The following is a 19,822-nucleotide window of genomic DNA, read 5'->3' on the forward strand; positions in this document are numbered from 1 at the left end:
CACGCCATCCTGCACCTGCTTTATGCCCGGTTCTGGACGCGCGCGTTGCGGCACATCGGCTTGCTGGATGTGGCCGAACCGTTTGCTGGCCTGTTCACGCAGGGCATGGTCACCCACGAAACCTACAGCCGGGCGCAGGGTGAAGGCCTGCCGCCGATCTGGTTCACGCCCGAAGACGTGGAGCGTACCGGCACCGCAGCCATCCTGCAGGCCGATGGCCAGCCGGTGGAGATTGGCCGCGTCATCAAGATGTCGAAATCAAAGAAGAATGTCATCGATCCCGATGCCATTCTTGGCCGTTATGGCGCCGATGCCGTGCGCTGGTTCGTGCTGTCCGACAGCCCGCCGGAACGCGATCTGGCGTGGTCGGAAGCGGGCATCGACGGCGCCTGGCGGTTTGTGCAGCGCGTGTGGCGGCTGGCCGAAGACAATGAAGCTGCCGCCGATGGCGCCGCCGATGCCAGGGTTGATCGTGCCGTTCACCGCGCCACTGCGGCCATGACCGCCGATATCGACAAGTTGCAGTTCAACAAGGCGGTAGCCCGGCTTTATGAACTGGTCGGCACACTGGAACGCAGCGCCGCCGGCCCCAGCCGCCGCGCCGGGGTGATCACGCTGGTGCAGCTGGTAGCGCCGATGGCACCGCATCTGGCCGAAGAGGCGTGGGCGCTGCTGGGCCAGCCGGGTCTTGTGTGCGATGCGGCCTGGCCGATTGCCGATCCCGCGCTGTTGATCGACGATGAAGTGACTATCGCCGTGCAGGTAAACGGCAAACTGAAAGGCGATTTCACCGCCGCCAAGGGCAGCGACAAGGCTGCGCTGGAAGCCGCCGCGCTGGCACTGCCCGGCGTGCAACGCACACTTGACGGCGCCGCGCCAAAGAAGATTATCGTGGTTCCTGATCGCCTGGTGAACATCGTTGCCTGATTCCCGCCGCCCTGCTTTGTTGATGCTGGCCCTGCTGATGCCCGCTGTGCTGGCGCTGCCCGGCTGCCAGCTTGCCCCGGTTTATGCTGGCGGCAGCAGTTCGGCCCCGGCGACGCTGCTGGCCGATATCACCATCGCGCCGATCCCGGAACGGTCGGGCTTCATGGTGCGGCAGGCGCTGGCAGAACAGTTCGGCCTTGGCGCTACCAGCCCGCGGTATCGCCTCGAAGTCACCCTCGACGATCAGATCACTGCGTTCGGTGTGCGCGGCGATTCCTCGGCGGCACGCGAACGGCGAACATTGCGCGCCCGCTATCGGCTCGTTGATGTCGCCACTGGCGCCGTGCTGGTGGATGATACCGCCGCCGCCGATGCCGGGATTGACCGCGTGAGCTCCAATTTTGCTGTGGTCGCGGCTGAAACAACGGCGCTGGAACGGCTGTCGATCGATATCGCCCGCCAGATCAGCGCGCGGCTGGCCCGTTACGCCCGCGCGAGCAAGGGTTGAAGATGCTTGAGGCTAAGAGGCGGGCGTGAAGGCCGACGCGGCCCGCATCGCCGCCATCACCCGCGCCTGGCCCGCCGATCTGCGGTTGGTGCTGCTGCACGGGCACGACGAATCCGCCTCGCGCGACATGGCCGGCCAATTGGCGGCGGGCTTTGGTGCCGGCGTCACCATCACCGAATTGGCGGGCAGCGCGCTCAGGTCCGATCCGCAGGCGCTGCTGGCTGCGGCCACCAGCCTGTCGATGTTTGGCGACCGCGAGCTGGTGCGCGTTGATGGCCTTGACGACGAGGGCCAGGCGGCGGTGACGGCATTGCTGGAAGGGCCGCCCGGCCACCCGGTGCTGGCCGTCGCCGGCGTCTTTAAAAAGGGCAGCAAGCTGTTGGCACTGGCTGATAAACATGTCGCAGTGGCTGTCTGCATCAACTATGAAGCCAGCCTGCGCGATGCCGGCCGGCTGCTTGCCGAAATGGCGGCGCCGCTGGGCCTGCGCCTGGAACGCGGCGTGCCCGAAGGCCTGTTTGAAAGCGCTGGCGGTGACCGCATGATCATGCGGCGCGAGCTGGAGAAATTCGCCCTCTACAAGGATGCCAGCCTTCAAAACCCGCAGCGGCTTGGAGCAGAGGATCTGGCCGCGCTGGGTATCGCCACTGGAGAAGCCGAACTGTTCGCGCCCATCGCCGCCATCACAACAGGCGACGTTGGTGAAGCCACCGATCTGATCGGCCGCCTGCCCGACGGCACGGCCATCCCGTTGCTGCGCGCGCTTGAACGGCGCTTTGCGCAACTGGTGCTGCTGCGCACCGAAGTGGACGCCGGCCAGTCCCCGGCCGCCGTCGTGGAGGGCCAGGGCAAGGCCATTTTCTGGAAAGAAAAAACCTTCATTATCAAAGCGTTGTCGCTGTGGACCCAGCCTGCGCTGGCGGGTGCGATGGGCGATCTCCTCGCTGCCGAACGCGCCGTGAAATCCAGCGGCGGTATTGCCGACCTCGGCGCCCAGCACCTGCTGCTTGATCTTGCCCGCCGCGCTGCGGTGGCCGGGCGCCGCCGCTAGCTCAGGCGATGCCGAGCCTTGAGCAGAGCATATCGAGCTGGTCGAGATCGGCAAAGCGGATGGTGAGGCTGCCGCTGGTGGCGCCGGGGGCGACCTGCAGGGCAACCGGCATGCCGAGCGTTTCGGCCAATTGCTCTTCCAGAGCGTCGCTGTTGGGATCGTTGGCGGGCAAAGCCGCAGCGGCGCGGGGCTTGCTGGGGCGAGCCTTGCTGCCAGCCACCAAAGCTTCGAGGGCACGAACGGAAAGGCCCAATTTTACAGCGCGTTCGGCAAGGTTTTCGGCATCGGCGGCACCAACCAGGGTGCGGGCGTGGCCCATCGACAGCGCACCCGATTCGACCAGCGCCTGCACTAGGGCCGGCAAGTCCAGCAGGCGTAGCAGGTTGGTGACATGGCTGCGCGATTTGCCGACGATATCAGCCAGCACAGCTTGAGTGTGGCCATAGTCGGCGATGAGCTTCTGGTAGCCGCGTGCTTCTTCGATGGCGTTCAGATCGGCGCGCTGGATATTCTCGATCAATGCGATTTCAGCGACTTGCTTGTCGTCCAGAACGCGCACGACCACCGGGATTTCGTGCAGCCCGGCGGCTTGGGCTGCCCGCCAGCGGCGCTCCCCGGCGATGATCTGGTGGCGACCATCATGCGCCCGCACCAATATCGGTTGCAGCACCCCGTGGCTTTTGACGGATGCGATCAATTCGGCCATCGCGGATTCATCGAACTGGCGGCGCGGCTGTCCGGGGTTTGGCACGACATCAGCAACCGGTAGATGCAACACGCCGTGCGCAGACGCTTGCGGCGGTGCTGCGATATCGTCCAGCAACGCTGAAAGTCCGCGTCCAAGGCTGGATTTGCGTTTTGCGTCCATCATGGAATTCCTCATTATCCAGCCAATGCCAGCGGACCGTCGATCCGCTCCAGCAGTTCGCGTGCGAGCGCCAGATAGGCTTCGGAGCCGGCGCAACGGCTGTCATAAATCAGGGCGGGCAAGCCGTGGCTGGGTGCTTCGGACAGGCGAACGTTTCGCGGCACCATTGTTTTCAATACCTTGTTGCCCATCACCGCGCGCACATCCGCGCAAACCTGATCGGAAAGCCGGTTGCGGCGATCGACCATGGTGAGCACGATGCCCAGCAGTTCGAGCCGGCGATTGAGCCCGGCCTTTACCCGTTCGATGGTGCCGAGCAGCTGGCTCAGGCCCTCCAGTGCAAAGAACTCGCTTTGCAGTGGTACTAGAACGGCATCGGCGGCGACCAACGCATTGACGGTGACAAGGCCCAGCGACGGCGGGCAATCGATCAGCACATAATCAAATTCCGGCAGCGTTGCCAGCGCATCGGCGAGGCGGTGCGTACGGCGATCCGCATTGACCAGTTCGACTTCGGCGCCGGCTAGAGCAGGCGTGGCTGGAAGGATCGACAGACCGGGAATGGCGGTACCACGCATTGCGTCTGCGGCTGGAACGCCGTCCACAAGCACTTGGTAAATCGAGGGGTCCCTGTCCTTGCGGCCAATGCCGAATCCAGTCGACGCATTGCCTTGGGGGTCGCTGTCCACGATCAATACGCGTTTGCCAATGGCGGCGAGGGCAGTGGCCAGGTTTACTGCCGTGGTGGTTTTGCCGACTCCGCCTTTTTGATTGGCGATCGAGATGATCATCGGCGTTTTACCCCTTTCGCGACCACGATGCGTGCATCGGGATCGGTGCGGCTGGGAATCAGCTCGTGTTCAAACTGGAACCACTGGGCCGCGCTGGCAAGCTCTTCCTGCACGCGCGCGCCTTTTGGCAATATCCAGCGCGTGCTGGCGTTGGCAAAGCGCAGGCTCCAATCAAACAATATTTCAACGCTGGCCGTGGCGCGGGCGGTGATTATGTCAAATTTGCTGCCGGCAAGTGCCTCCACGCGCATGTTGGCGACGCCTACGCTGGCGGCAGTGGCGGTTTCGTTGGCCACTTCAGCCAGGAATCGGCATTTTTTGGTGATGGATTCGACCAACACGAGTTTGGCAGTGGGATCGAGGATGGCCAGCACCAAACCCGGAAAGCCCGCGCCGGCACCGATATCAAGCCAGCGCTTGCCGGTACCGGCAATGGGTAGCAGCTGAGCCGAATCGCGGAAGTGCCGATCCCACATGAGCGGCAGAGTGGATGACCCGACGAGATTCATGCGTTGCTGCCATTCAGCCAACAGCTCAGCATAGCGATCCAGCCTCGCCAATGTTTCACGTGAAACATCAAACTCAGCGGCAAAGGCAGTGCGGGCGTCATCAATCATTTTAGGCGGCTCGCGGCGATTGGTTGCGCGTAGTGTGTGGCAGCAAGGCAATCAGCGCCGCCGGGGTGATGCCAGGCACGCGGCTAGCGGCACCCAGTGTGCACGGGCGCGCCCGTGCAAGTCGCTCGATCATCTCTGTGGACAGACCGGCCACCGATCTGAAGTCCAGTGTATCGGGCAAGGTAAGTGCCTCGTCCCGGTGAAGGGCGGCAACGTCGGCCTCTTGCCGCGCGACATAGGACGCGTAGTTGGCGTCCACGGCCAGACTTGCAAGCAGCTCGCTAGTGACGGCTGCGAGTTCGGGCCAAACGCGGCGAGCGGCGGCGGGAGTAACCGCCGGAAAACGCAACCAATCGAACAAGCTGCGGGATTGGCCATCCTGGCGCACATCAATACCGTGGCTTGCTAGCTGGTGCGGCGTGGCGGAGAGACTTTGCAGAAGAGCGCGGGCTGATTCGCGGGCCGCTTGCTCTGCATCGAAGCTGGCAGCTTGCCCATTGGAGATGAGTCCCAGATCAAGGCCAAGCGGCGTCAGTCGTTGATCGGCATTGTCAGCGCGCAGGCGCAGGCGATATTCGGCCCGGCTGGTGAACATGCGATAAGGCTCGGCGGCGCCATGCGTGGTGAGATCGTCGATCATCACGCCGATATAGGCTTGCGTTCGGTCAACGTTGAGTGGCTCGAGGCTCAGGGCGGCGGCAGCGGCGTTGGCGCCGGCCACCAAGCCTTGCGCGGCAGCTTCCTCGTAACCGGTAGTGCCATTGATTTGGCCAGCGAGGAATAGCCCGGGAATGTCCTTGACCGCCAGTGTTTTCGTCAATGCGCGCGGATCAACATGATCATATTCAATGGCATAGCCCGGGCGCAGGATACGGGCGCGCTCGAGCCCCGTAATCGTCGCGATAAACTTTTCCTGCGCGTGGAGGGGAAGCGAGGTTGAAAGCCCGTTTGGATAGATGGTGATATCGTCATAGCCCTCCGGCTCCAGGAAGATCTGGTGGCCATCGCGGTCGCCGAAGCGCACCACCTTGTCTTCGATGGAGGGGCAATAGCGCGGGCCGACCGAATCGATGTGACCGCCATAGAGAGCTGATTCGCCGAGGTGATCTCGGATGATGCGGTGTGTTTCGGTATTGGTGCGAGTGATGGCACAAGGCAGCGGCGGGCGTGGATTGGGATCGCCGTAGCGGCTGAGGCGCGGATCATCAGCATCGCCGTACTGCCATGCCAGCACAGACCAATCGATGCTGCGACCATCAAGGCGGGCAGGCGTGCCGGTTTTAAGCCGACTGACCGGCAGGCCCATGCGGCGCAAGGCTGCGGCCAGATCCGATGTGCCAGCATCGCTGGGAGCGCCGACGCGGCCGCCGGCTTCGCGTATGCTGCCAATGTGCATCATGCCGCCAAGAAAAGTGCCAGTGGTTAGCACAACAGCGGGCGCGGACAGCCGGCCTTGTGCAGTGTCCACCCCAGTAATGCGACCTTGCTCAAGCACCAAACCGTCCACAGCAGAGGCGATGATGGAAAGAGCCGGGAAGGCGGCCAATGCTTCGGCCATAGCAGCGCGGTACAGGGCGCGGTCCACCTGCGCGCGCGGCCCGTGGACGGCTGGACCCTTGGACCGGTTGAGCAGCCGCGATTGCAGGCGGGCGGCATCGGTAACGCGGGCCATCACGCCGCCGAGTGCATTAATCTCGGTAACAAGGTGGCCCTTGCCAATGCCGCCGACGGCCGGATTACAGCTGAGCGTGCCAGGGTCATCGGCGCGCAACGTCACCAACGCAACGCGTGCACCGCGCCGTGCCGCGGCAGCGGCGGCTTCGCAGCCGGCGTGGCCGGCGCCAACAATGATCACGTCGAATTCGTGCATCACGTTTCCATAGCGATTTGTGCCCAATGTTTCACGTGAAACATGTGGGGGGGTCGGCATTGCCTCCGGCTGAGGCCCTGCCCACCGGAGGCCCTCCGCTTCAAAAAATACCCAACCTCGAATCAAGTCCGGGGCGATACAGTGTTTTCGGCGGTGAGTTGGCTATTTGCCGATGCAGAAGCGGCTGAAGATCCGATCGAGCACATCATCGATACCGATGCGGCCAGCAATGCGCCCGAAGGCGTGGGCAGCGGTGCGCAGGGATTCGGCGCGTAGTACAGGCTCAGGCGCATGAGCTGCGTTGCGCAGGGCGGCCTCGGCATCGGCAAAGGCGGCGCGGTGGCGGGCGTGGGAAAGCAGCGCGGGCTCACCGAGGCGGGTGACGCTGCGTGCCCAATTACCGAGCCAGTCGCGCAGGGCCGGCAGCCCAGCGCCGGTCGTGGCAGACACGGCAAGCGCGCCTGCCGGCAGCGGTGGACTGGCGATGTCGCATTTGTTGAATAGCAGGAGGTGTGCCGGGCCGTCCGCAGCCGGGGAGGGCCATTCTGGCGCATCGGCGCTGGCCATGCTGATGACCAGATCGGCGCTTGCGGCGCGGCGGCGGGCGCGGGCGATGCCTTCGGCCTCCACCGGATCGTCGGTGTCACGCAGGCCGGCGGTGTCAATGAGCTGGGCAGCGATGCCGCCCAGGTCAATTGGCACTTCGATTGCATCGCGGGTGGTGCCGGCAATCGGCGTCACGATGGCGGCATCGCGCATCGACAACGCATTGACGATGCTGGATTTTCCAACATTGGGCGGACCGGTGACAGCAATCGAGAGGCCGTCGCGGATGCGCCCGGCACGGGCGGAATCGGCAATCAGGCTGGCCAGCTCGTCGGCCATTGCCAGCAGCTGGTGACGGGCGGCCTCGTCGAGCCGCTCCGCAACATCGGCTTCATCCTCGGCGAAATCCAAGCCAGCTTCGGCTTCAGCCAGCAGCATCAGGCAGCGTTCGCGCCACCCATCCGCCAGCCGCCCGAGCGCGCCGCCGACCAGCGCCAGCGCCTGATCGCGCTGGCTGGCGGTTTCGGCGTTGACCAGGTCGGCAAGGCCTTCGACCTGGGAAAGGTTCATGCGTCCATTGGCGAAGGCGCGTCGGGTGTATTCTCCGGGTTCGGCCAAGCGCACGCCGTGCAGGGCGGTTAGCGCCGCCAGCACGCCGGCGACGACAGCGGTGCCGCCGTGCAGGTGAAACTCGGCCAGATCTTCGCCGCTGGCGCTTGCGGGACCGGGGAAGATGGCAACAAGCGCCTCATCCAGGGTCGCTTCGCCCTGGCGGAGCCGGCACAAGCTGAGGCGGCGCGGCGGCGGCAGCCTGCCGGCCAGTGCGGCCACAGCAGCGAAGGCGGCCGGGCCGGACAGGCGGATTACGGCTAGCGCGGCGGGCGGGCGACCGCTGGCCAGCGCCGCGATGGTGTCGATCATGATGGGGTGTTCAGCCTTTGGGGGGGGTGCCGATGCCGGCGCTGCTCATGCCGGCCATGAACAATTTTTGCCATTGTTCGAAGCCACCAGCAATGCCCGGTGTCCAGGCGCGCATCATCTTCTCCCAGTCAGCCGGGGTGATGCCTTCGGTCATCGCTGATTTCATGCGATCAAGATAGACATCATGCAGTGGTCCAAGATCGGGCAGGCCGAAGAAGCTGCGGGCTTCTTCCGGGGTGCAATCAATGTCGAAGCTGATTTTCATATGCGCTTTGCCTCTTTCGTTCGTCCCGGAACGCATTAGTGTAGCGGCGTGGGGCGGGGCACTGCAAGCTGGCTGCGATTCGATTAAGTGTGTGAACAAATTCATATACTTACCGCGCAGCATAGCTGCAGCATAAGGCGAGGAACGGGCATGAAGGCGATCCGCATCGAACAGGCTGGTGGGCCAGAGGTGATGACATGGCAGGATATCAGCCTGCCTGCGCCGGGGCCAGGGGAGGTGCGGCTTCGCCATACCGCCATCGGCCTGAATTTCATCGACACCTATCACCGTTCGGGCCTTTACCCGATTGCCATGCCGTCCGGCCTCGGGCTGGAGGCGGCCGGCGTGGTGGAAGCGGCGGGGGAGGGCGCGGCGTTGCCGGTGGGTACGCGCGTTGGCTATTGCTGGGGGCCGATTGGCGCCTATGCCACGCACCGCAACATTGCAGCCGCGAATCTGGTGACGTTGCCCGATGGCGTGTCGGATGAAATGGCGGCGGCGGGCCTGCTGAAAGGTTGCACGGCGGAGTTTCTGATCGAACGCTGCGCGCGGGTGCGGCCGGGCGACATCGCGTTGGTGCCGGCGGCGGCGGGCGGGGTGGGCCTGCTGTTGGTGCAATGGCTCAAGCTGGTGGGGGCGACGGTGATCGCCGTGGCTGGTACGGCGCAGAAACTGGCGCTGGCTGCCGCGCACGGGGCGGATCATGGCCTGCTTGATAGCAGCGATGTGGCGGCGCAGGTGCGCATGATTACAGCCGGTCGCGGAGCTGATGTGGTGTTTGACGGGGTGGGCAAGGACAGCTGGGAATCGAGCCTCGATAGCTTGAAACGGCGCGGGCTGATGATCAGTTTCGGCAACGCATCCGGCCCGGTTTCTGGGGTCGATGTGGGTATATTGGCGCGCAAGGGATCGCTGTTTGCGACGCGGCCGACGCTGTTTGATTATTATGCGACGCCCGAGGAACGGCATGTGCATTCCACCCGCGTGCTGGGCCTGATGGCATCTGGCGGTCTGAAGCTGGCGATCAATCAGCGGTACAAGCTGGCCAATGCCGCCAAGGCCCACCAGGATTTGGCGGCGCGGTTGACGACGGGTTCGACGGTGCTGATTCCCTGAGCCGGGAGAGGGTTTGTGCTTACATTCCCAGCATCGGCTGCACGACCGGGGCGACTTCGTTATAGCCCTCCCAGATCATCTTGAACGCGACATAGACAATGACGGCCAGTCCGACGTAGGCGATCCAGCGATAACGCTCGATGTACTGGGCGATGATGTTGGCGGCGATGCCCATCATTGCGACCGACAGCACGAGGCCGGCAATGAGGATATCGGGGTGCTCGCGGGCGGCGCCGGCGACGGCAAGCACGTTGTCGAGGCTCATCGACACGTCGGCCAGCGCGACCGACCAGGCGGCAGCAGCAAAGCTTTTTGCCGGCGCCGGGGCATCGGTGGCGACGAAATCATCATTGTCGCCGGGTGCGTCGATCAAAACCGAGCTCGGGTTGATTTCGCGCCACATGCGCCAGGCGACCCACAGTAGCAACAGCCCGCCGGCCAGAATCAGGCCGACGATTTGCAGCAATTGCGTGACCAGCAGCGCAAAGATGATGCGCAGCACCAGTGCCGCGGCGATGCCGATCAGGATGACCTTTTTGCGCTGGGCCGCCGGCAGCCCGGCAGCGAGCGCGCCGACGACGATGGCGTTGTCACCCGCCAGCACCAGATCGATCAGCACCACCTGGCCAAAGGCCGACAGGGCTTCGGGGGTGATGAGTTGCGCGATGTCCATGGCGGCGATGTAGGCGCTGAGCAGCTTCAGCGCCAGTGCGCTTGCATCATTTCGGGTTCGCCAGCACCGCCACCAGATCCGACAGATAATCGCGGCCCTTCATCAGGCTTTCGATCTTGATGCGTTCGTTCAGGCCGTGGATGCCGTTGCCATCGGGATCGATCAATGTGCCCGGCGCGCCGTACACCGGAATGCCGATCGGGGCGATGTAGATGGCATCGGTGGCACCGGTGCTCATCATCGCCAGCATCGGCACGCCGGGGAAATGCTTTTCGCCCAGCGCCTTCATCGGGCCGATGATGGCGGGGTTCATCGGGGTGGGCCGGGCCACGGGGCGGATCGGCAGTTTAAGCGTGATGCCCACCTTGGCGTTGCCGATCACCTTGTCCAGATCGGCCTTGAGCGCATTTGGATCGGTGCCGGGGAACATGCGGCAGTTCACGTTGGAACGGGCGCGCTGGGCCAGGGCGTTTTCGGCGTGGCCCGCTTCGAGCAGGGTGGCAACGCAGGTGGTGCGCAGCACGCTGTGGTTGGTGGGATCGGTGCTGACGATGCGATTGGCCTGCGTATCGGCGGGATCGGCCAGCAGGCGCATCATGGCGGAACCGACGGGACCCGGCAGCACCGTGGAAAGCGTGGTGAAATAGGCGCGCGTGGTATCGGTGTATTGCACCGGGAATTCATGGGTGTTCACCGCCACGACGGCGCGGGCCAGATCGGTGATGGCGTTATCGGGGCGCGGCACGCTACTGTGGCCGCCGGGGTTGGTGGCTTCGAGCCAGAAATTCTGCACGGTCTTCTCGCCGACCTGCACGGCGAGGCCCTGCGGTTTGCCATTGTCGTCATAGCGGCCGCCGCCGCCTTCGTTGAGGGCAAATTGGGCCATGATCAGCTCGGGGCGGTTTTTTGCCAGCCAATCGGCGCCGTTGAAGGCGGTGGTGGTTTCCTCCCCGCAGGTGAGTGCCAGTTTGATGGTGCGTTTGGGGGCCTTGCCGGCCTTCAGGCGGATGAGCAGATCGGCCCAGATCGCCGCCTGTGCCTTGTCGTCAAAGGTGCCGCGGCCGTAGAAATAGCCGCCTTCCTCGATCAGCGTGAACGGGCTGCGCGTCCAGTCTTCGGGCTTGGCCGCAACCACGTCGAGGTGGCCGAGCAGCAGCATCGGCTGCAGTTTGGCGCTGCTGCCTTTCAAATGGACGACGATGCCGCCGTCCTTGGGGAATTCGGGCACGCTAAACTGGGTGATGTCGGCATCGGTGAACCCCGCCGCCTTGAAGCGCACCGCCAATTTGTCGGCCGCCGCGGTGCAACTGCCAGTGGTGACGCTGGTGTCGGTCTCTACCATCTCCTTGTAAAGCGACCGGAAAGCTGGTTCGCCGGGCTGTTTGCTGGCGTATTGCGCATGGGCCGCAGTGGCGGTGAGCAGGGTGGCGGCGAGAAGCAGGGCGCGCATCGAAGAGTCCTTATTTGCTGGCGTAGGCGGTGATCAGATCGAACAGATAGTCGCGTTCCTTCATCACACCGGCGACGGAGATGCGCTCGTTCAACCCGTGGACGCCGTTGCCATCGGGCATGCCGAAACGGCCGGGCATGCCATAGGTGGCGATCCCGGCAGCGTTGAGATAGCGGCCATCGGTGGCGCCGGTGGCCATTGTCGGGATAAGCGGAATGCCGGGGAAATGCCTGGCGGCCAGCGCAACAGCCGGGCCATAAACCATATCCGACAGGGGCGGCGGCGGCGCGGCTTGTTCGGGGTTTTCAGATGCGCGCGGCGTTACGCTGATGGTGGCATCGCCCAGCCGATCGGCGATTTGCCCGCGCACTTTCTCGACGCTTTCGCCGGGGAACATGCGGCAGTTCACATTGGCCTGCGCGCGCTGCGGCAGCGCATTGCGCGCATGGCCAGCATCAAGCATCGTCGCCACGCAGGTGGTGCGCAGCGTGCTGTGCCAGCCCGGATCCCTGGATACGGCGGCATTGGCGTCGGCATCGGCCGGGTTGGCGAGCAGGGCGCGGATGGCGCCAGCGGTCGCGGCATCGCTCAGCTTGGCCATTTCACCAAAATAGGCGCGCGTCGTGTCCGACAACATCACCGGAAAATCGTTTTGCGCCAGCCGCACCAGCCCGGCTGCGAGTTCATAGATCGCGTTGTCCGGGCGCGGCCGGCTGCTGTGGCCGCCGGGGTTGCGGGTTTCCAGAGTGAAATCCTGATAGACTTTTTCGCCGGCCTGAAACGCCAGGCTGATCGGCTTGCCCGCAGTGTCGGCCTTGCCGCCGCCGCCTTCATTCAGGGCAAATTCCGCCTCGATCCAGTCGCGGGGGTTTTCCACCAGCCACTTGGCGCTGTTGAACGGCCCGCCTTCTTCGCCGCAGGTCAGCGCGAGTTTCACGGTGCGTTTCGGCGGCTTGCCGGCCTGCTTCAACCGAACCATCGCATCGGTGAAGATCGCGCCGTGGGCCTTGTCGTCGGAAATGCCCCGGCCATAGAAAAAGCCGCCTTCTTCGATGAAGGTGAAGGGATCACGTTCCCAATCGGCGCGCTTGGCTTCGACCACATCGAGGTGGGACAGCAGCAGGATCGCCTTGGATTTGGTGTCGCTGCCCTTCAACGTCGCCACCAATCCGCCGTCGAGCGGGCGTTCCGCGGGGCCTGGGAACAGCTTGATATCGGCATCGGCATAGCCCGCCGCCTTCAGCCGCGCTGCCATGCGTTCGGCGGCCAGATTGCAGCTGCCGGTGGACACGGTGGTGTTGGTCTCCACCAGTTGCTTGTAGAGCGCGCGAAATGCCTGTTGATCGGGGCGCAGCGGTATCGTTTGGGCTGCGGCGGGAACGGCAATGGTGGCCGCCAGCAGGCCGGCGATGAGATGACGCATGATAAAACCCCTGTTGAGTGCCCGCGCATCAAAGCGGGGCGGCGGCGGTGTGGCAAGGGCAAAGCGGATGACGAAATGGAGAGGCCGCCGGCGGGCAGGCGGGGCCGCGCGGCAAGCAGCCGGGACAAGTCGCCCATAAATGATGACGACTGGCGCGGCTTATTTGGAACAACACAGCCCGGTGCCGGTTTGAATGTCGTGGCAAAAGGAGCATCCACCATGACTGATCACAGCGCATACAACGCCAATGGCAAAACCAACGGCAAAACCAATCCCGGCAATGGCAAATCATCGGCCCTGGTGGCCGGCGCAGCGGGCTTTGGCTTGGGCATGCTGGTTTCTGCCGGCCGCAAGGCAGCGGCGCAGGCACCAACCTATGCCGCCGGCGACTGGTTCGAAGGGCTGAAGGCCGAACACAAGATGGCGCGCGGGTTGCTGGACCAGCTGGCGGTAACCGGTGAGGACGACATCAAGAAGCGCGCGGCGCTGGTGTTCGAGCTGCAGCACGCCATGGGCAAGCATCAGATTCAGGAAGAATATGTGGTGTATTGCGTGGTCGCCGCACATGGCCAGTCCGATGTGGCTGAAGCGCTGAATGCCGACCATTTCGACGTCAAGCAGGGCCTGTACGAGCTGGAAATGATCGGTAAGGAACAGCGCCCGGGCTTCCTGGAGAAGGTCGCCGCCATCCGTACCGCCTTCGAAGCGCATGTGCGCGAGGAGGAAGAGGAAGTGTTTCCGGCGCTGCATGCCAAGTTGAGCGAAGCCGAAACAAAGGCGCTGACCGGCCGCATGAACCGTGAAGGGTTCAAGGTGGCCTGAGCCGTCTGACGACGATAGCAACGACATGGTGGGGCAGGGAGCGATCCCTGCCCCACAACCGTATTCAGTCGCGCAGCAGTTCGTTGATGCCGGTTTTGCTGCGGGTTTGCGCATCCACGGTTTTGACGATTACGGCGCAATACAGGTTTGGCCCCGGCGTGCCATCGGGCAACGGTTTGCCAGGCAGGGTGCCGGAGACGACGACGGCGTAAGGCGGCACGCGGCCGATGTGGATTTCGCCGGTGGCGCGGTCAATGATCTTCGTTGAGGCGCCCAGATAGACGCCCATCGACAGCACTGCGCCTTCGCCGACGATGACGCCTTCGGCGACTTCGGCGCGGGCGCCGATGAAGGCGCCATCGCCGATGATGACGGGGTTGGCCTGCAAGGGTTCGAGCACGCCGCCGATGCCGGCACCGCCGCTGATGTGGACGTTATCACCGATCTGCGCGCAGCTGCCGACGGTGGCCCAGGTATCGACCATGGTGTTTTTGCCAACGCGCGCGCCGATGTTGACAAAGCTGGGCATCAGCACGGCGCCGGGGGCGATGTAAGCGCCGCGGCGGACAACGGCACCGGGCACGGCGCGAAAACCGGCGGCACGAAATTCCGCATCGCCCCAATTTTCGAATTTCAGCGGCACCTTGTCGTAGAAAGCAGCATGTCCAAAACCCGGCATCACCACATTGTCATGGAGGCGGAACGACAGCAGCACGGCCTTTTTCAGCCATTGGTGGGTGGTGCCATCAGGTTCCGCCACACGCAAGTCGCCCGAATCGAGCCGGCTGAGCGCCTCGTTCACGGCGGCGCGCAAGGTCCCGTGGGTGGCACTGCCCACGTCGGCGCGGTCTTCCCAGCCGGCGTTGATGATGGCTTCGATGGTCATGCGGGCTCCAGGGCTGCCAGCGCTTCGGCGAGGAAGGCGGCGAGGTCGGTGATGATGAAATCGATGTGGTCGCGCGCCTCGCCCGATCCCTGCAGCTTTGGCCCTTGGTCGGCGCCGTTTTCGATCCACACCGTGGTCATGCCGATGGCTTTGGCCGGGGCCAGATTACGCGCCATGTCTTCGACGAACATCGCGCGCTGCGGATTGATGCCGTGGGCGGCGCACATGCTGGTGTAGGCCGGGGCCTGCGGTTTGGGCACATAATCCAGCGCGTGGATATCGTGCATGGCGTCGAACACGTCGGTGAGGCCGAGGCGGGCCAGCACGCGCTGTGCATACGGCGCATCGGCGTTGGTGAAGATGAATTTGCGGCCGGGCAGGCGGCTGATCAGATGGCCGAGTTCGGGGTGCGGGCGCAGCACGTCAATATCGACATCGTGGACATTGGCCAGGAAATCATGCGGATCGACATTGTGCAGTGCCATCAGGCCGGGCAGCGTCATGCCGTGCGAATGGTAGAGCTGTTTCTGGATGCGGTGGGCTTCGATCGGATCGACGTTGAGCAGGCGCTGGATATACAGGCCCATGCGTGCATCGATTTGCGGGAACAGCGCTGAATTCGCAGGATACAGCGTGTTGTCGAGATCGAAGATCCACGTGTCGATATGGGAGAGAGCGGCTTGCATGGGGGAACGCCATAAGCGCTGGCGGCGGCGATGTCATCGCGGCAAATGCAGCGGGCTTGCAGGAAGGGGGGGCGCGGACGCTGAATCAGCGGGTCGGTTCGCTATGACAGCGGCCGCGCCAAACCTGATCGGGGGAACAGGATGGACTGCTCACGCGCTATCGTGGGCGCTGTTGCACTGCGGCAAGAACGCCGCGCTACGCATTGTCGCGGAGGGGCGGGCCGGGCCCGCCACCCCGTCAGGCGAAGCGCTGCTTCAGGGCCACCATGGCCAGCGCGGCGGCGGCGGCTTCACCGCCCTTGTTTTTCTGGCTCTTGTCGGCGCGGGCGATGGCCTGGGCTTCGTTCTCCACCGTCAGGATGCCGTTGCCGATGGCGAGGCCATCAAGCGTGAGGGCCATGATGGCGCGGGCGCTTTCGCCGGCGACGACTTCGAAATGGTAGGTTTCGCCGCGGATCACGCAGCCCAGCGCAACATAGGCATCATATTGGCCCGATGCGTCGGCAAAGGCGATGGCCGCCGGCACTTCGAGTGCGCCGGGGACAGTGATGGCCTCGAAGGTGGCGCCGGCGGCCTTGAGCGCGGCGGTGACGCCATCAAGCTGCATGTCGGCGATGTGGGTGTAGAAACGGGCTTCGACGATCAGGATGTGCATGGGATCTAGCTCCGGGGTGGAATGGCGCGTTCACCGACAACGTGCAGGCCATAGCCTTCGATGCCGACGATGTTGCGGTGCTGGTTGGTGAGCAGGATCATGTCGGTCACGCCCAGATCAACCAGTATCTGCGCGCCGATGCCATAATCGCGCAAGGTGATGGGTTCGCCTTGGCCCTTGGCGCGCATCTGTTCGGAAATTGCGGTGAGGCTGCCGTCGCGGATGATAACAATGACGCCGGCGCCGTGTTCACCGATGGCGTCCATGGCGCGCCCCAGTTGCCCGGCGCGGTCACCCTTTTCCGCAAACATGTCGGTAAACATCGATTGAGTGTGGACGCGCACCAGCGTGGGCTTGCCGGGCTCGATGCGGCCCTTTTGCAGCACCATGTGCTCGCCGTATTCGGCGGTGTTGGCGTAGGTTTTCGCCAGCCATTCGCCGCCGTGCCAGCTTTCCAATCTGGTTTCGGCAACGCACTTCACCAGCCGGTCGTGGGCGTGGCGATAGGCAATGAGATCGCGGATGGTGCCGATTTTCAGGCCGTGGCGGCGGGCAAACGGGATCAGATCGGGCAGGCGCGCCATGGTGCCATCGTCGTTCATGATCTCGCAGATGACGCCGCTGGGGCTGAGGCCGGCAAGGCGCGAGATGTCGACGCTGGCTTCGGTATGGCCGGCGCGCACGAGCACGCCGCCGTCGCGGGCGACCAGCGGAAACACATGGCCCGGCGAAACGATATGTTCCGGGCCCTTGGCGGCATCGATTGCCACCGCGATGGTGCGGGCGCGGTCTGCCGCCGAAATGCCGGTGGTGACGCCTTCCTTGGCCTCGATCGATACGGTGAAGGCGGTGCTGTGACGGGTGCCGTTGTGCTGCGCCATCAGCGGCAGGCCGAGCGCCTTCACCCGTTCCGACGCCATCGCCAGGCAGATCAGTCCGCGGCCATAGCGGGCCATGAAGTTGACCGCATCGGGAGTGGCCATCTGGCCGGGAATAATCAGATCGCCTTCGTTTTCGCGGTCTTCATCGTCGACCAAAATGTACATGCGGCCGTTGCGGGCTTCGTTGATGATATCCTCGATCGGGGACAGCGCCGGGCCGCTGTTGCGATCCGCCAGCCAGTTTTCCAGCTTGCGCAGCGTGTCGGTGGTAGGGTTCCAATCGGCTTCGTCCAGCGCACGCAAGGAGTTGGCGTGCAGCCCGGCGGCGCGGGCCATGCCGGCTTTCGATTCTTCGCCACTGGCGACAAGGTCACGCAGCCGGGCAATCAGGGGTTCGCTCATCATGGGCCTCACATCGCAATGTGACTGCCGGATGCGCTTATCACATTAGGCTGTCAAGCCAGCTGCTTCATCCGGAACAGATATCGCGCGAGCACGTCGATCTCGATATTGACCTCGTCGCCCACGGCTGCGGTGCCGAAAGTGGTCCATTCCGCCGTGTGCGGGATGATGTTGACGGTGAACCAGTGGCCGAGATCATCATCGCTGACGTCGTTCACCGTGAGCGACGCGCCGTTGAGGCAGATGCTGCCCTTGGGTGCCACGTACGGCGCGACGCTGGCCGGCATCTGGAAGGTGAAGCGCTTGCTGTCCCCCTCGGCAGTGATGGCGGCGATCTGGCCGACGGCATCGACATGCCCGGTTACGATATGGCCGCCGAGTTCATCGCCGACTTTCAACGCGCGTTCCAGGTTCAGCCGCGCGCCCGGCTGCCACATGCCCGCCGCCGTGCAGCGCAGGGTTTCGGCCGAAACGTCGAAGGTGAGGCTGCCTCCCGAACTTCCTGTTGCGGCCTTGCTCACCACAGTCAGGCACACGCCGGAATTGGCCACCGACGCGCCGATGGCAATGCCGGCGGTATCGTAGGCGGTTTGCACCGTCACGCGCAGGTCGCCGCGCGCCTCCACGGATGCGATGGTGCCGATGTCGGTGATGATGCCAGTGAACATGGCGCTTGCCTTATCGGATGCGGGTGTAGCGTTCAATGCGGTCGGGGCCGAGCGTGACGATCGCCGCCGCCTGCCAGCGGCCGTGGGCATCGCCAAGATCGGCCAGCCCGATATCGCCCAGCGTGCGCCCGGCGCCGATCAGGATGGGCGCGCGGTGCAGGATCAATGTATCGACCAGATCGGCCGCAAACAGGCTGGCGGCGAGGCCCATGCCGCCTTCGACCAGCACGTTCATCGCTGGATCGGCAATGAGCGCGCCGAGGTCGGCGAAGTGGCTGATGTGCGCTGGCAGGCCGCTTTCGCGCCCGACCACACCGATTCGCGGGCTGCGCGCTTCAAGCCCAGCCAGGCGCACATCGAGCGCCGGCGCATCGGCATCCCAGGTGCCGCGCCCGACCACGATTAGATCGGCGCGGGCGCGTTCCAGATGCGCGGCGGCGCGGGCGCGGTCGCCAGTGATCCATTTGCTGCGGCCGTCGGCCATGGCGATGGCGCCGTCCAGCGACACCGCCAGTTTCAGCGTGATGTGCGGGCGGCCCTGTTTCAAACGCGTGAGGAACCCGGCCAACTGGCTTTGCGCTTCGGCGGCGCGCACGCCGCACGTCACGGCGATGCCCGCGCTCGACAGCCGGGCCACGCCATCACCATTGGTGCGCGGATCGGGATCGTGCGCTGCCACCACCACCCGCGCGATGCCAGCGGCAATCAAATTGTCCGAACAGGCGGCCCCGCGCGGCGAAACATGCGCGCACGGTTCCAGCGTGACATAGGCGGCCGCACCCCTTGCTGCGCCGCCGGCCTGCGCCAGTGCCATGGCTTCGGCATGGGGCCGGCCGCCGGGCTGCGTCCAGCCGCGGCCGACGACGCGGCCATCCGCCACGATCACGCAGCCGACGCAAGGGTTGGGGAAAGTGGTGCCGATGCCGCGGCTGGCCAGTGCCAGCGCGGCGCCCATGAATCGCCAGTCGTGGCGCCAGTCTTCGGCGGCGCTGTTCACTCGATGGGAGGTTCAGCCGGAGGTGGTTCTGCCGGCACGCGCACAATGGCCTGCAGCGATGGCTGCGCCGGCACATAAGCAAATTCCTTGGCCGCGCCGCCGCCGTTCACATACGCATCGTATTTTTTCTGCGCGTCGGCCTTGGGCTTGCCCGAAAGCGTGGCGATGAAGGCGCGGCTTTTGGCCATCGCGGTTTCGCGCGCGGCCATGGTGGACTTGGTGTCGGCAACGGCATCGGCGCGGGTGCGATCGGCTTTCCAGCTTTGCGCATAAACGATCACCGGATCGGGCTTCATGTAGCCCCAGCGCGATTCGATCAGGAACAGGGTCATGATGGCGGTGGTGGCCAGCACGGAGCTAGCAGCAATCCAGTAGCGCGTGCGCCGCGCCTGGGCATCGGGTGGATCAAGAAAAGCCATGTTGGCACGATAAGCGGCTGCGGCGCGCTTGGCCAGTGGTGCGGCAATGGTGGACGGGTATCAGCCGGCCAGCCGGCGCAGCGCCTCGCCCCGCCCGATCAGCGGCAGCAGCGCCGCCATTTCGGGGCCGTGCGGCTGGCCGGTGAGGGCCTGGCGCAGCGGCATGAACAGCAATTTGCCCTTGCGCCCCGTGCTGGCCTTCAGCGAGTCGATCAGGCGGGCCCAGATATCGTCGCCCCCAGTCTCCCCCCACGCCAGTTCAGCCAGTGCGGCGCGGGCGGCGGCAATATAGTCGGCGTCTTCGATCACGGGCGCGATTGGCCCGGTGATCACCTGCTGCCACAGCGCAGCTTCCTCGATACGGGTGAGGTTGCCGCGCA

The 19,822-nt window shown here is 64.7% G+C and carries 21 protein-coding genes and 1 pseudogene; 5 read left to right on the forward strand and 17 right to left on the reverse strand.

The window, feature by feature from the left end:
- From ACESL8_RS11105 to holA, 3 genes are all read left to right on the forward strand, one after another.
- On the forward strand, positions 1-927 hold a 927-nt coding region (locus ACESL8_RS11105; protein WP_372918811.1), incomplete at its 5' end, for a class I tRNA ligase family protein.
- Between the two features lie 22 nt (positions 928-949).
- The gene (gene lptE / locus ACESL8_RS11110; RefSeq protein WP_372918813.1) at positions 950-1,435 is read left to right on the forward strand and encodes an LPS assembly lipoprotein LptE; all 486 of its coding nucleotides are present in this window, start codon (positions 950-952) and stop codon (positions 1,433-1,435) included.
- Positions 1,436-1,460: 25 nt separating this feature from the next.
- The gene (gene holA / locus ACESL8_RS11115; protein WP_372918815.1) at positions 1,461-2,486 is read left to right on the forward strand and encodes a DNA polymerase III subunit delta; all 1,026 of its coding nucleotides are present in this window, start codon (positions 1,461-1,463) and stop codon (positions 2,484-2,486) included.
- Position 2,487: 1 nt separating this feature from the next.
- Here the strand turns inward: holA and ACESL8_RS11120 are convergent, their stop codons facing one another.
- From ACESL8_RS11120 to ACESL8_RS11145, 6 genes are all read right to left on the reverse strand, one after another.
- Positions 2,488-3,357, reverse strand: coding sequence for a ParB/RepB/Spo0J family partition protein (locus ACESL8_RS11120; protein WP_372918817.1), 870 nt, complete (start codon positions 3,355-3,357; stop codon positions 2,488-2,490).
- Between the two features lie 11 nt (positions 3,358-3,368).
- Positions 3,369-4,145, reverse strand: coding sequence for a ParA family protein (locus ACESL8_RS11125; RefSeq protein WP_372918819.1), 777 nt, complete (start codon positions 4,143-4,145; stop codon positions 3,369-3,371).
- Complete coding sequence (gene rsmG / locus ACESL8_RS11130; RefSeq protein ID WP_372918821.1) at positions 4,142-4,762, reverse strand: 16S rRNA (guanine(527)-N(7))-methyltransferase RsmG; 621 nt, start codon at positions 4,760-4,762, stop codon at positions 4,142-4,144. The genes ACESL8_RS11125 and rsmG overlap by 4 nt, the downstream gene beginning before the upstream one ends.
- Before the next feature lies 1 nt (position 4,763).
- Positions 4,764-6,632: a tRNA uridine-5-carboxymethylaminomethyl(34) synthesis enzyme MnmG gene (gene mnmG, locus ACESL8_RS11135; protein ID WP_372918823.1), complete on the reverse strand. Its 1,869-nt coding sequence runs from the start codon at positions 6,630-6,632 to the stop codon at positions 4,764-4,766.
- A 162-nt stretch (positions 6,633-6,794) separates the two neighbouring features.
- Positions 6,795-8,099 carry a tRNA uridine-5-carboxymethylaminomethyl(34) synthesis GTPase MnmE gene (gene mnmE / locus ACESL8_RS11140; protein ID WP_372918825.1) on the reverse strand — a complete coding sequence of 435 codons (1,305 nt, stop codon included), beginning with the start codon at positions 8,097-8,099 and terminating at the stop codon, positions 6,795-6,797.
- A 10-nt stretch (positions 8,100-8,109) separates the two neighbouring features.
- On the reverse strand, positions 8,110-8,364 hold the full coding sequence (locus tag ACESL8_RS11145) for a DUF6489 family protein (protein ID WP_372918827.1): 255 nt from the start codon (positions 8,362-8,364) through the stop codon (positions 8,110-8,112).
- A gap of 150 nt (positions 8,365-8,514) precedes the next feature.
- Here ACESL8_RS11145 and ACESL8_RS11150 point away from each other — a divergent pair, with 150 nt between their 5' ends.
- Positions 8,515-9,480 (forward strand): quinone oxidoreductase, encoded by a 966-nt coding sequence (locus ACESL8_RS11150; protein WP_372918829.1) that lies wholly within the window; start codon positions 8,515-8,517, stop codon positions 9,478-9,480.
- Positions 9,481-9,499: 19 nt separating this feature from the next.
- On the opposite strand, the gene ACESL8_RS11155 is transcribed toward ACESL8_RS11150, so the two are convergent.
- From ACESL8_RS11155 to ACESL8_RS11165, 3 genes are read right to left on the reverse strand one after another with little or no spacing between them, the layout of a single operon-like run.
- On the reverse strand, positions 9,500-10,153 hold the full coding sequence (locus ACESL8_RS11155; protein ID WP_372918831.1) for a YjbE family putative metal transport protein: 654 nt from the start codon (positions 10,151-10,153) through the stop codon (positions 9,500-9,502).
- A 46-nt stretch (positions 10,154-10,199) separates the two neighbouring features.
- The gene (locus ACESL8_RS11160) at positions 10,200-11,603 is read right to left on the reverse strand and encodes a M20/M25/M40 family metallo-hydrolase (RefSeq protein WP_372918833.1); all 1,404 of its coding nucleotides are present in this window, start codon (positions 11,601-11,603) and stop codon (positions 10,200-10,202) included.
- A 10-nt stretch (positions 11,604-11,613) separates the two neighbouring features.
- Positions 11,614-13,026, reverse strand: a complete 1,413-nt coding sequence (locus tag ACESL8_RS11165) for a M20/M25/M40 family metallo-hydrolase (RefSeq protein ID WP_372918835.1) — start codon at positions 13,024-13,026, stop codon at positions 11,614-11,616.
- Between the two features lie 219 nt (positions 13,027-13,245).
- Between ACESL8_RS11165 and ACESL8_RS11170 the strand changes: the two genes are divergently transcribed.
- Positions 13,246-13,848, forward strand: coding sequence for a hemerythrin domain-containing protein (locus ACESL8_RS11170; protein WP_372918837.1), 603 nt, complete (start codon positions 13,246-13,248; stop codon positions 13,846-13,848).
- Between the two features lie 64 nt (positions 13,849-13,912).
- Here the strand turns inward: ACESL8_RS11170 and dapD are convergent, their stop codons facing one another.
- From dapD to ACESL8_RS11210, 8 genes and pseudogenes are all read right to left on the reverse strand, one after another.
- Positions 13,913-14,734 carry a 2,3,4,5-tetrahydropyridine-2,6-dicarboxylate N-succinyltransferase gene (gene dapD / locus ACESL8_RS11175; RefSeq protein ID WP_372918839.1) on the reverse strand — a complete coding sequence of 274 codons (822 nt, stop codon included), beginning with the start codon at positions 14,732-14,734 and terminating at the stop codon, positions 13,913-13,915.
- On the reverse strand, positions 14,731-15,420 hold the full coding sequence (locus ACESL8_RS11180; RefSeq protein ID WP_372918841.1) for a pyrimidine 5'-nucleotidase: 690 nt from the start codon (positions 15,418-15,420) through the stop codon (positions 14,731-14,733). Before ACESL8_RS11180 ends, dapD begins: the two co-directional genes overlap by 4 nt.
- Before the next feature lie 238 nt (positions 15,421-15,658).
- Positions 15,659-16,075 (reverse strand): 6,7-dimethyl-8-ribityllumazine synthase, encoded by a 417-nt coding sequence (ribH, locus tag ACESL8_RS11185; protein ID WP_372918843.1) that lies wholly within the window; start codon positions 16,073-16,075, stop codon positions 15,659-15,661.
- A 5-nt stretch (positions 16,076-16,080) separates the two neighbouring features.
- On the reverse strand, positions 16,081-17,358 hold the full coding sequence (ribB, locus tag ACESL8_RS11190) for a 3,4-dihydroxy-2-butanone-4-phosphate synthase (RefSeq protein WP_372918849.1): 1,278 nt from the start codon (positions 17,356-17,358) through the stop codon (positions 16,081-16,083).
- Positions 17,359-17,411: 53 nt separating this feature from the next.
- Positions 17,412-18,026 carry a riboflavin synthase gene (locus ACESL8_RS11195; protein WP_372918845.1) on the reverse strand — a complete coding sequence of 205 codons (615 nt, stop codon included), beginning with the start codon at positions 18,024-18,026 and terminating at the stop codon, positions 17,412-17,414.
- Between the two features lie 10 nt (positions 18,027-18,036).
- Positions 18,037-18,981 carry a bifunctional diaminohydroxyphosphoribosylaminopyrimidine deaminase/5-amino-6-(5-phosphoribosylamino)uracil reductase RibD gene (gene ribD / locus ACESL8_RS11200; RefSeq protein ID WP_372918851.1) on the reverse strand — a complete coding sequence of 315 codons (945 nt, stop codon included), beginning with the start codon at positions 18,979-18,981 and terminating at the stop codon, positions 18,037-18,039.
- Positions 18,982-19,019: 38 nt separating this feature from the next.
- Positions 19,020-19,442 carry a hypothetical protein gene (locus tag ACESL8_RS11205; protein WP_372918847.1) on the reverse strand — a complete coding sequence of 141 codons (423 nt, stop codon included), beginning with the start codon at positions 19,440-19,442 and terminating at the stop codon, positions 19,020-19,022.
- 60 nt (positions 19,443-19,502) lie between these two features.
- Positions 19,503-19,822, reverse strand: a pseudogene (locus ACESL8_RS11210) (glutamate--tRNA ligase); the annotation flags it as partial.

It is taken from the genome of Sandarakinorhabdus sp. (assembly GCF_041689835.1).
GTDB lineage: Bacteria > Pseudomonadota > Alphaproteobacteria > Sphingomonadales > Sphingomonadaceae > Sandarakinorhabdus.

Coding starts and splice junctions, on each gene's coding strand:
- ACESL8_RS11165 (WP_372918835.1), bottom strand. CDS start 13,026: ATGCGTCATCTCATCGCCGGCCTGCTGGCGGCCACCATTGCCGTTCCC.
- ribB (WP_372918849.1), bottom strand. CDS start 17,358: ATGAGCGAACCCCTGATTGCCCGGCTGCGTGACCTTGTCGCCAGTGGC.
- ribD (WP_372918851.1), bottom strand. CDS start 18,981: ATGGGCGCCGCGCTGGCACTGGCCAGCCGCGGCATCGGCACCACTTTC.
- mnmG (WP_372918823.1), bottom strand. CDS start 6,632: ATGCACGAATTCGACGTGATCATTGTTGGCGCCGGCCACGCCGGCTGC.
- mnmE (WP_372918825.1), bottom strand. CDS start 8,099: ATGATCGACACCATCGCGGCGCTGGCCAGCGGTCGCCCGCCCGCCGCG.
- ACESL8_RS11150 (WP_372918829.1), top strand. CDS start 8,515: ATGAAGGCGATCCGCATCGAACAGGCTGGTGGGCCAGAGGTGATGACA.
- lptE (WP_372918813.1), top strand. CDS start 950: ATGCTGGCCCTGCTGATGCCCGCTGTGCTGGCGCTGCCCGGCTGCCAG.
- ACESL8_RS11205 (WP_372918847.1), bottom strand. CDS start 19,442: ATGGCTTTTCTTGATCCACCCGATGCCCAGGCGCGGCGCACGCGCTAC.
- ACESL8_RS11180 (WP_372918841.1), bottom strand. CDS start 15,420: ATGCAAGCCGCTCTCTCCCATATCGACACGTGGATCTTCGATCTCGAC.
- ACESL8_RS11120 (WP_372918817.1), bottom strand. CDS start 3,357: ATGATGGACGCAAAACGCAAATCCAGCCTTGGACGCGGACTTTCAGCG.
- ACESL8_RS11170 (WP_372918837.1), top strand. CDS start 13,246: ATGACTGATCACAGCGCATACAACGCCAATGGCAAAACCAACGGCAAA.
- ACESL8_RS11195 (WP_372918845.1), bottom strand. CDS start 18,026: ATGTTCACTGGCATCATCACCGACATCGGCACCATCGCATCCGTGGAG.
- ACESL8_RS11160 (WP_372918833.1), bottom strand. CDS start 11,603: ATGCGCGCCCTGCTTCTCGCCGCCACCCTGCTCACCGCCACTGCGGCC.
- dapD (WP_372918839.1), bottom strand. CDS start 14,734: ATGACCATCGAAGCCATCATCAACGCCGGCTGGGAAGACCGCGCCGAC.
- rsmG (WP_372918821.1), bottom strand. CDS start 4,762: ATGATTGATGACGCCCGCACTGCCTTTGCCGCTGAGTTTGATGTTTCA.
- ribH (WP_372918843.1), bottom strand. CDS start 16,075: ATGCACATCCTGATCGTCGAAGCCCGTTTCTACACCCACATCGCCGAC.
- ACESL8_RS11125 (WP_372918819.1), bottom strand. CDS start 4,145: ATGATCATCTCGATCGCCAATCAAAAAGGCGGAGTCGGCAAAACCACC.
- ACESL8_RS11145 (WP_372918827.1), bottom strand. CDS start 8,364: ATGAAAATCAGCTTCGACATTGATTGCACCCCGGAAGAAGCCCGCAGC.
- ACESL8_RS11155 (WP_372918831.1), bottom strand. CDS start 10,153: ATGGACATCGCGCAACTCATCACCCCCGAAGCCCTGTCGGCCTTTGGC.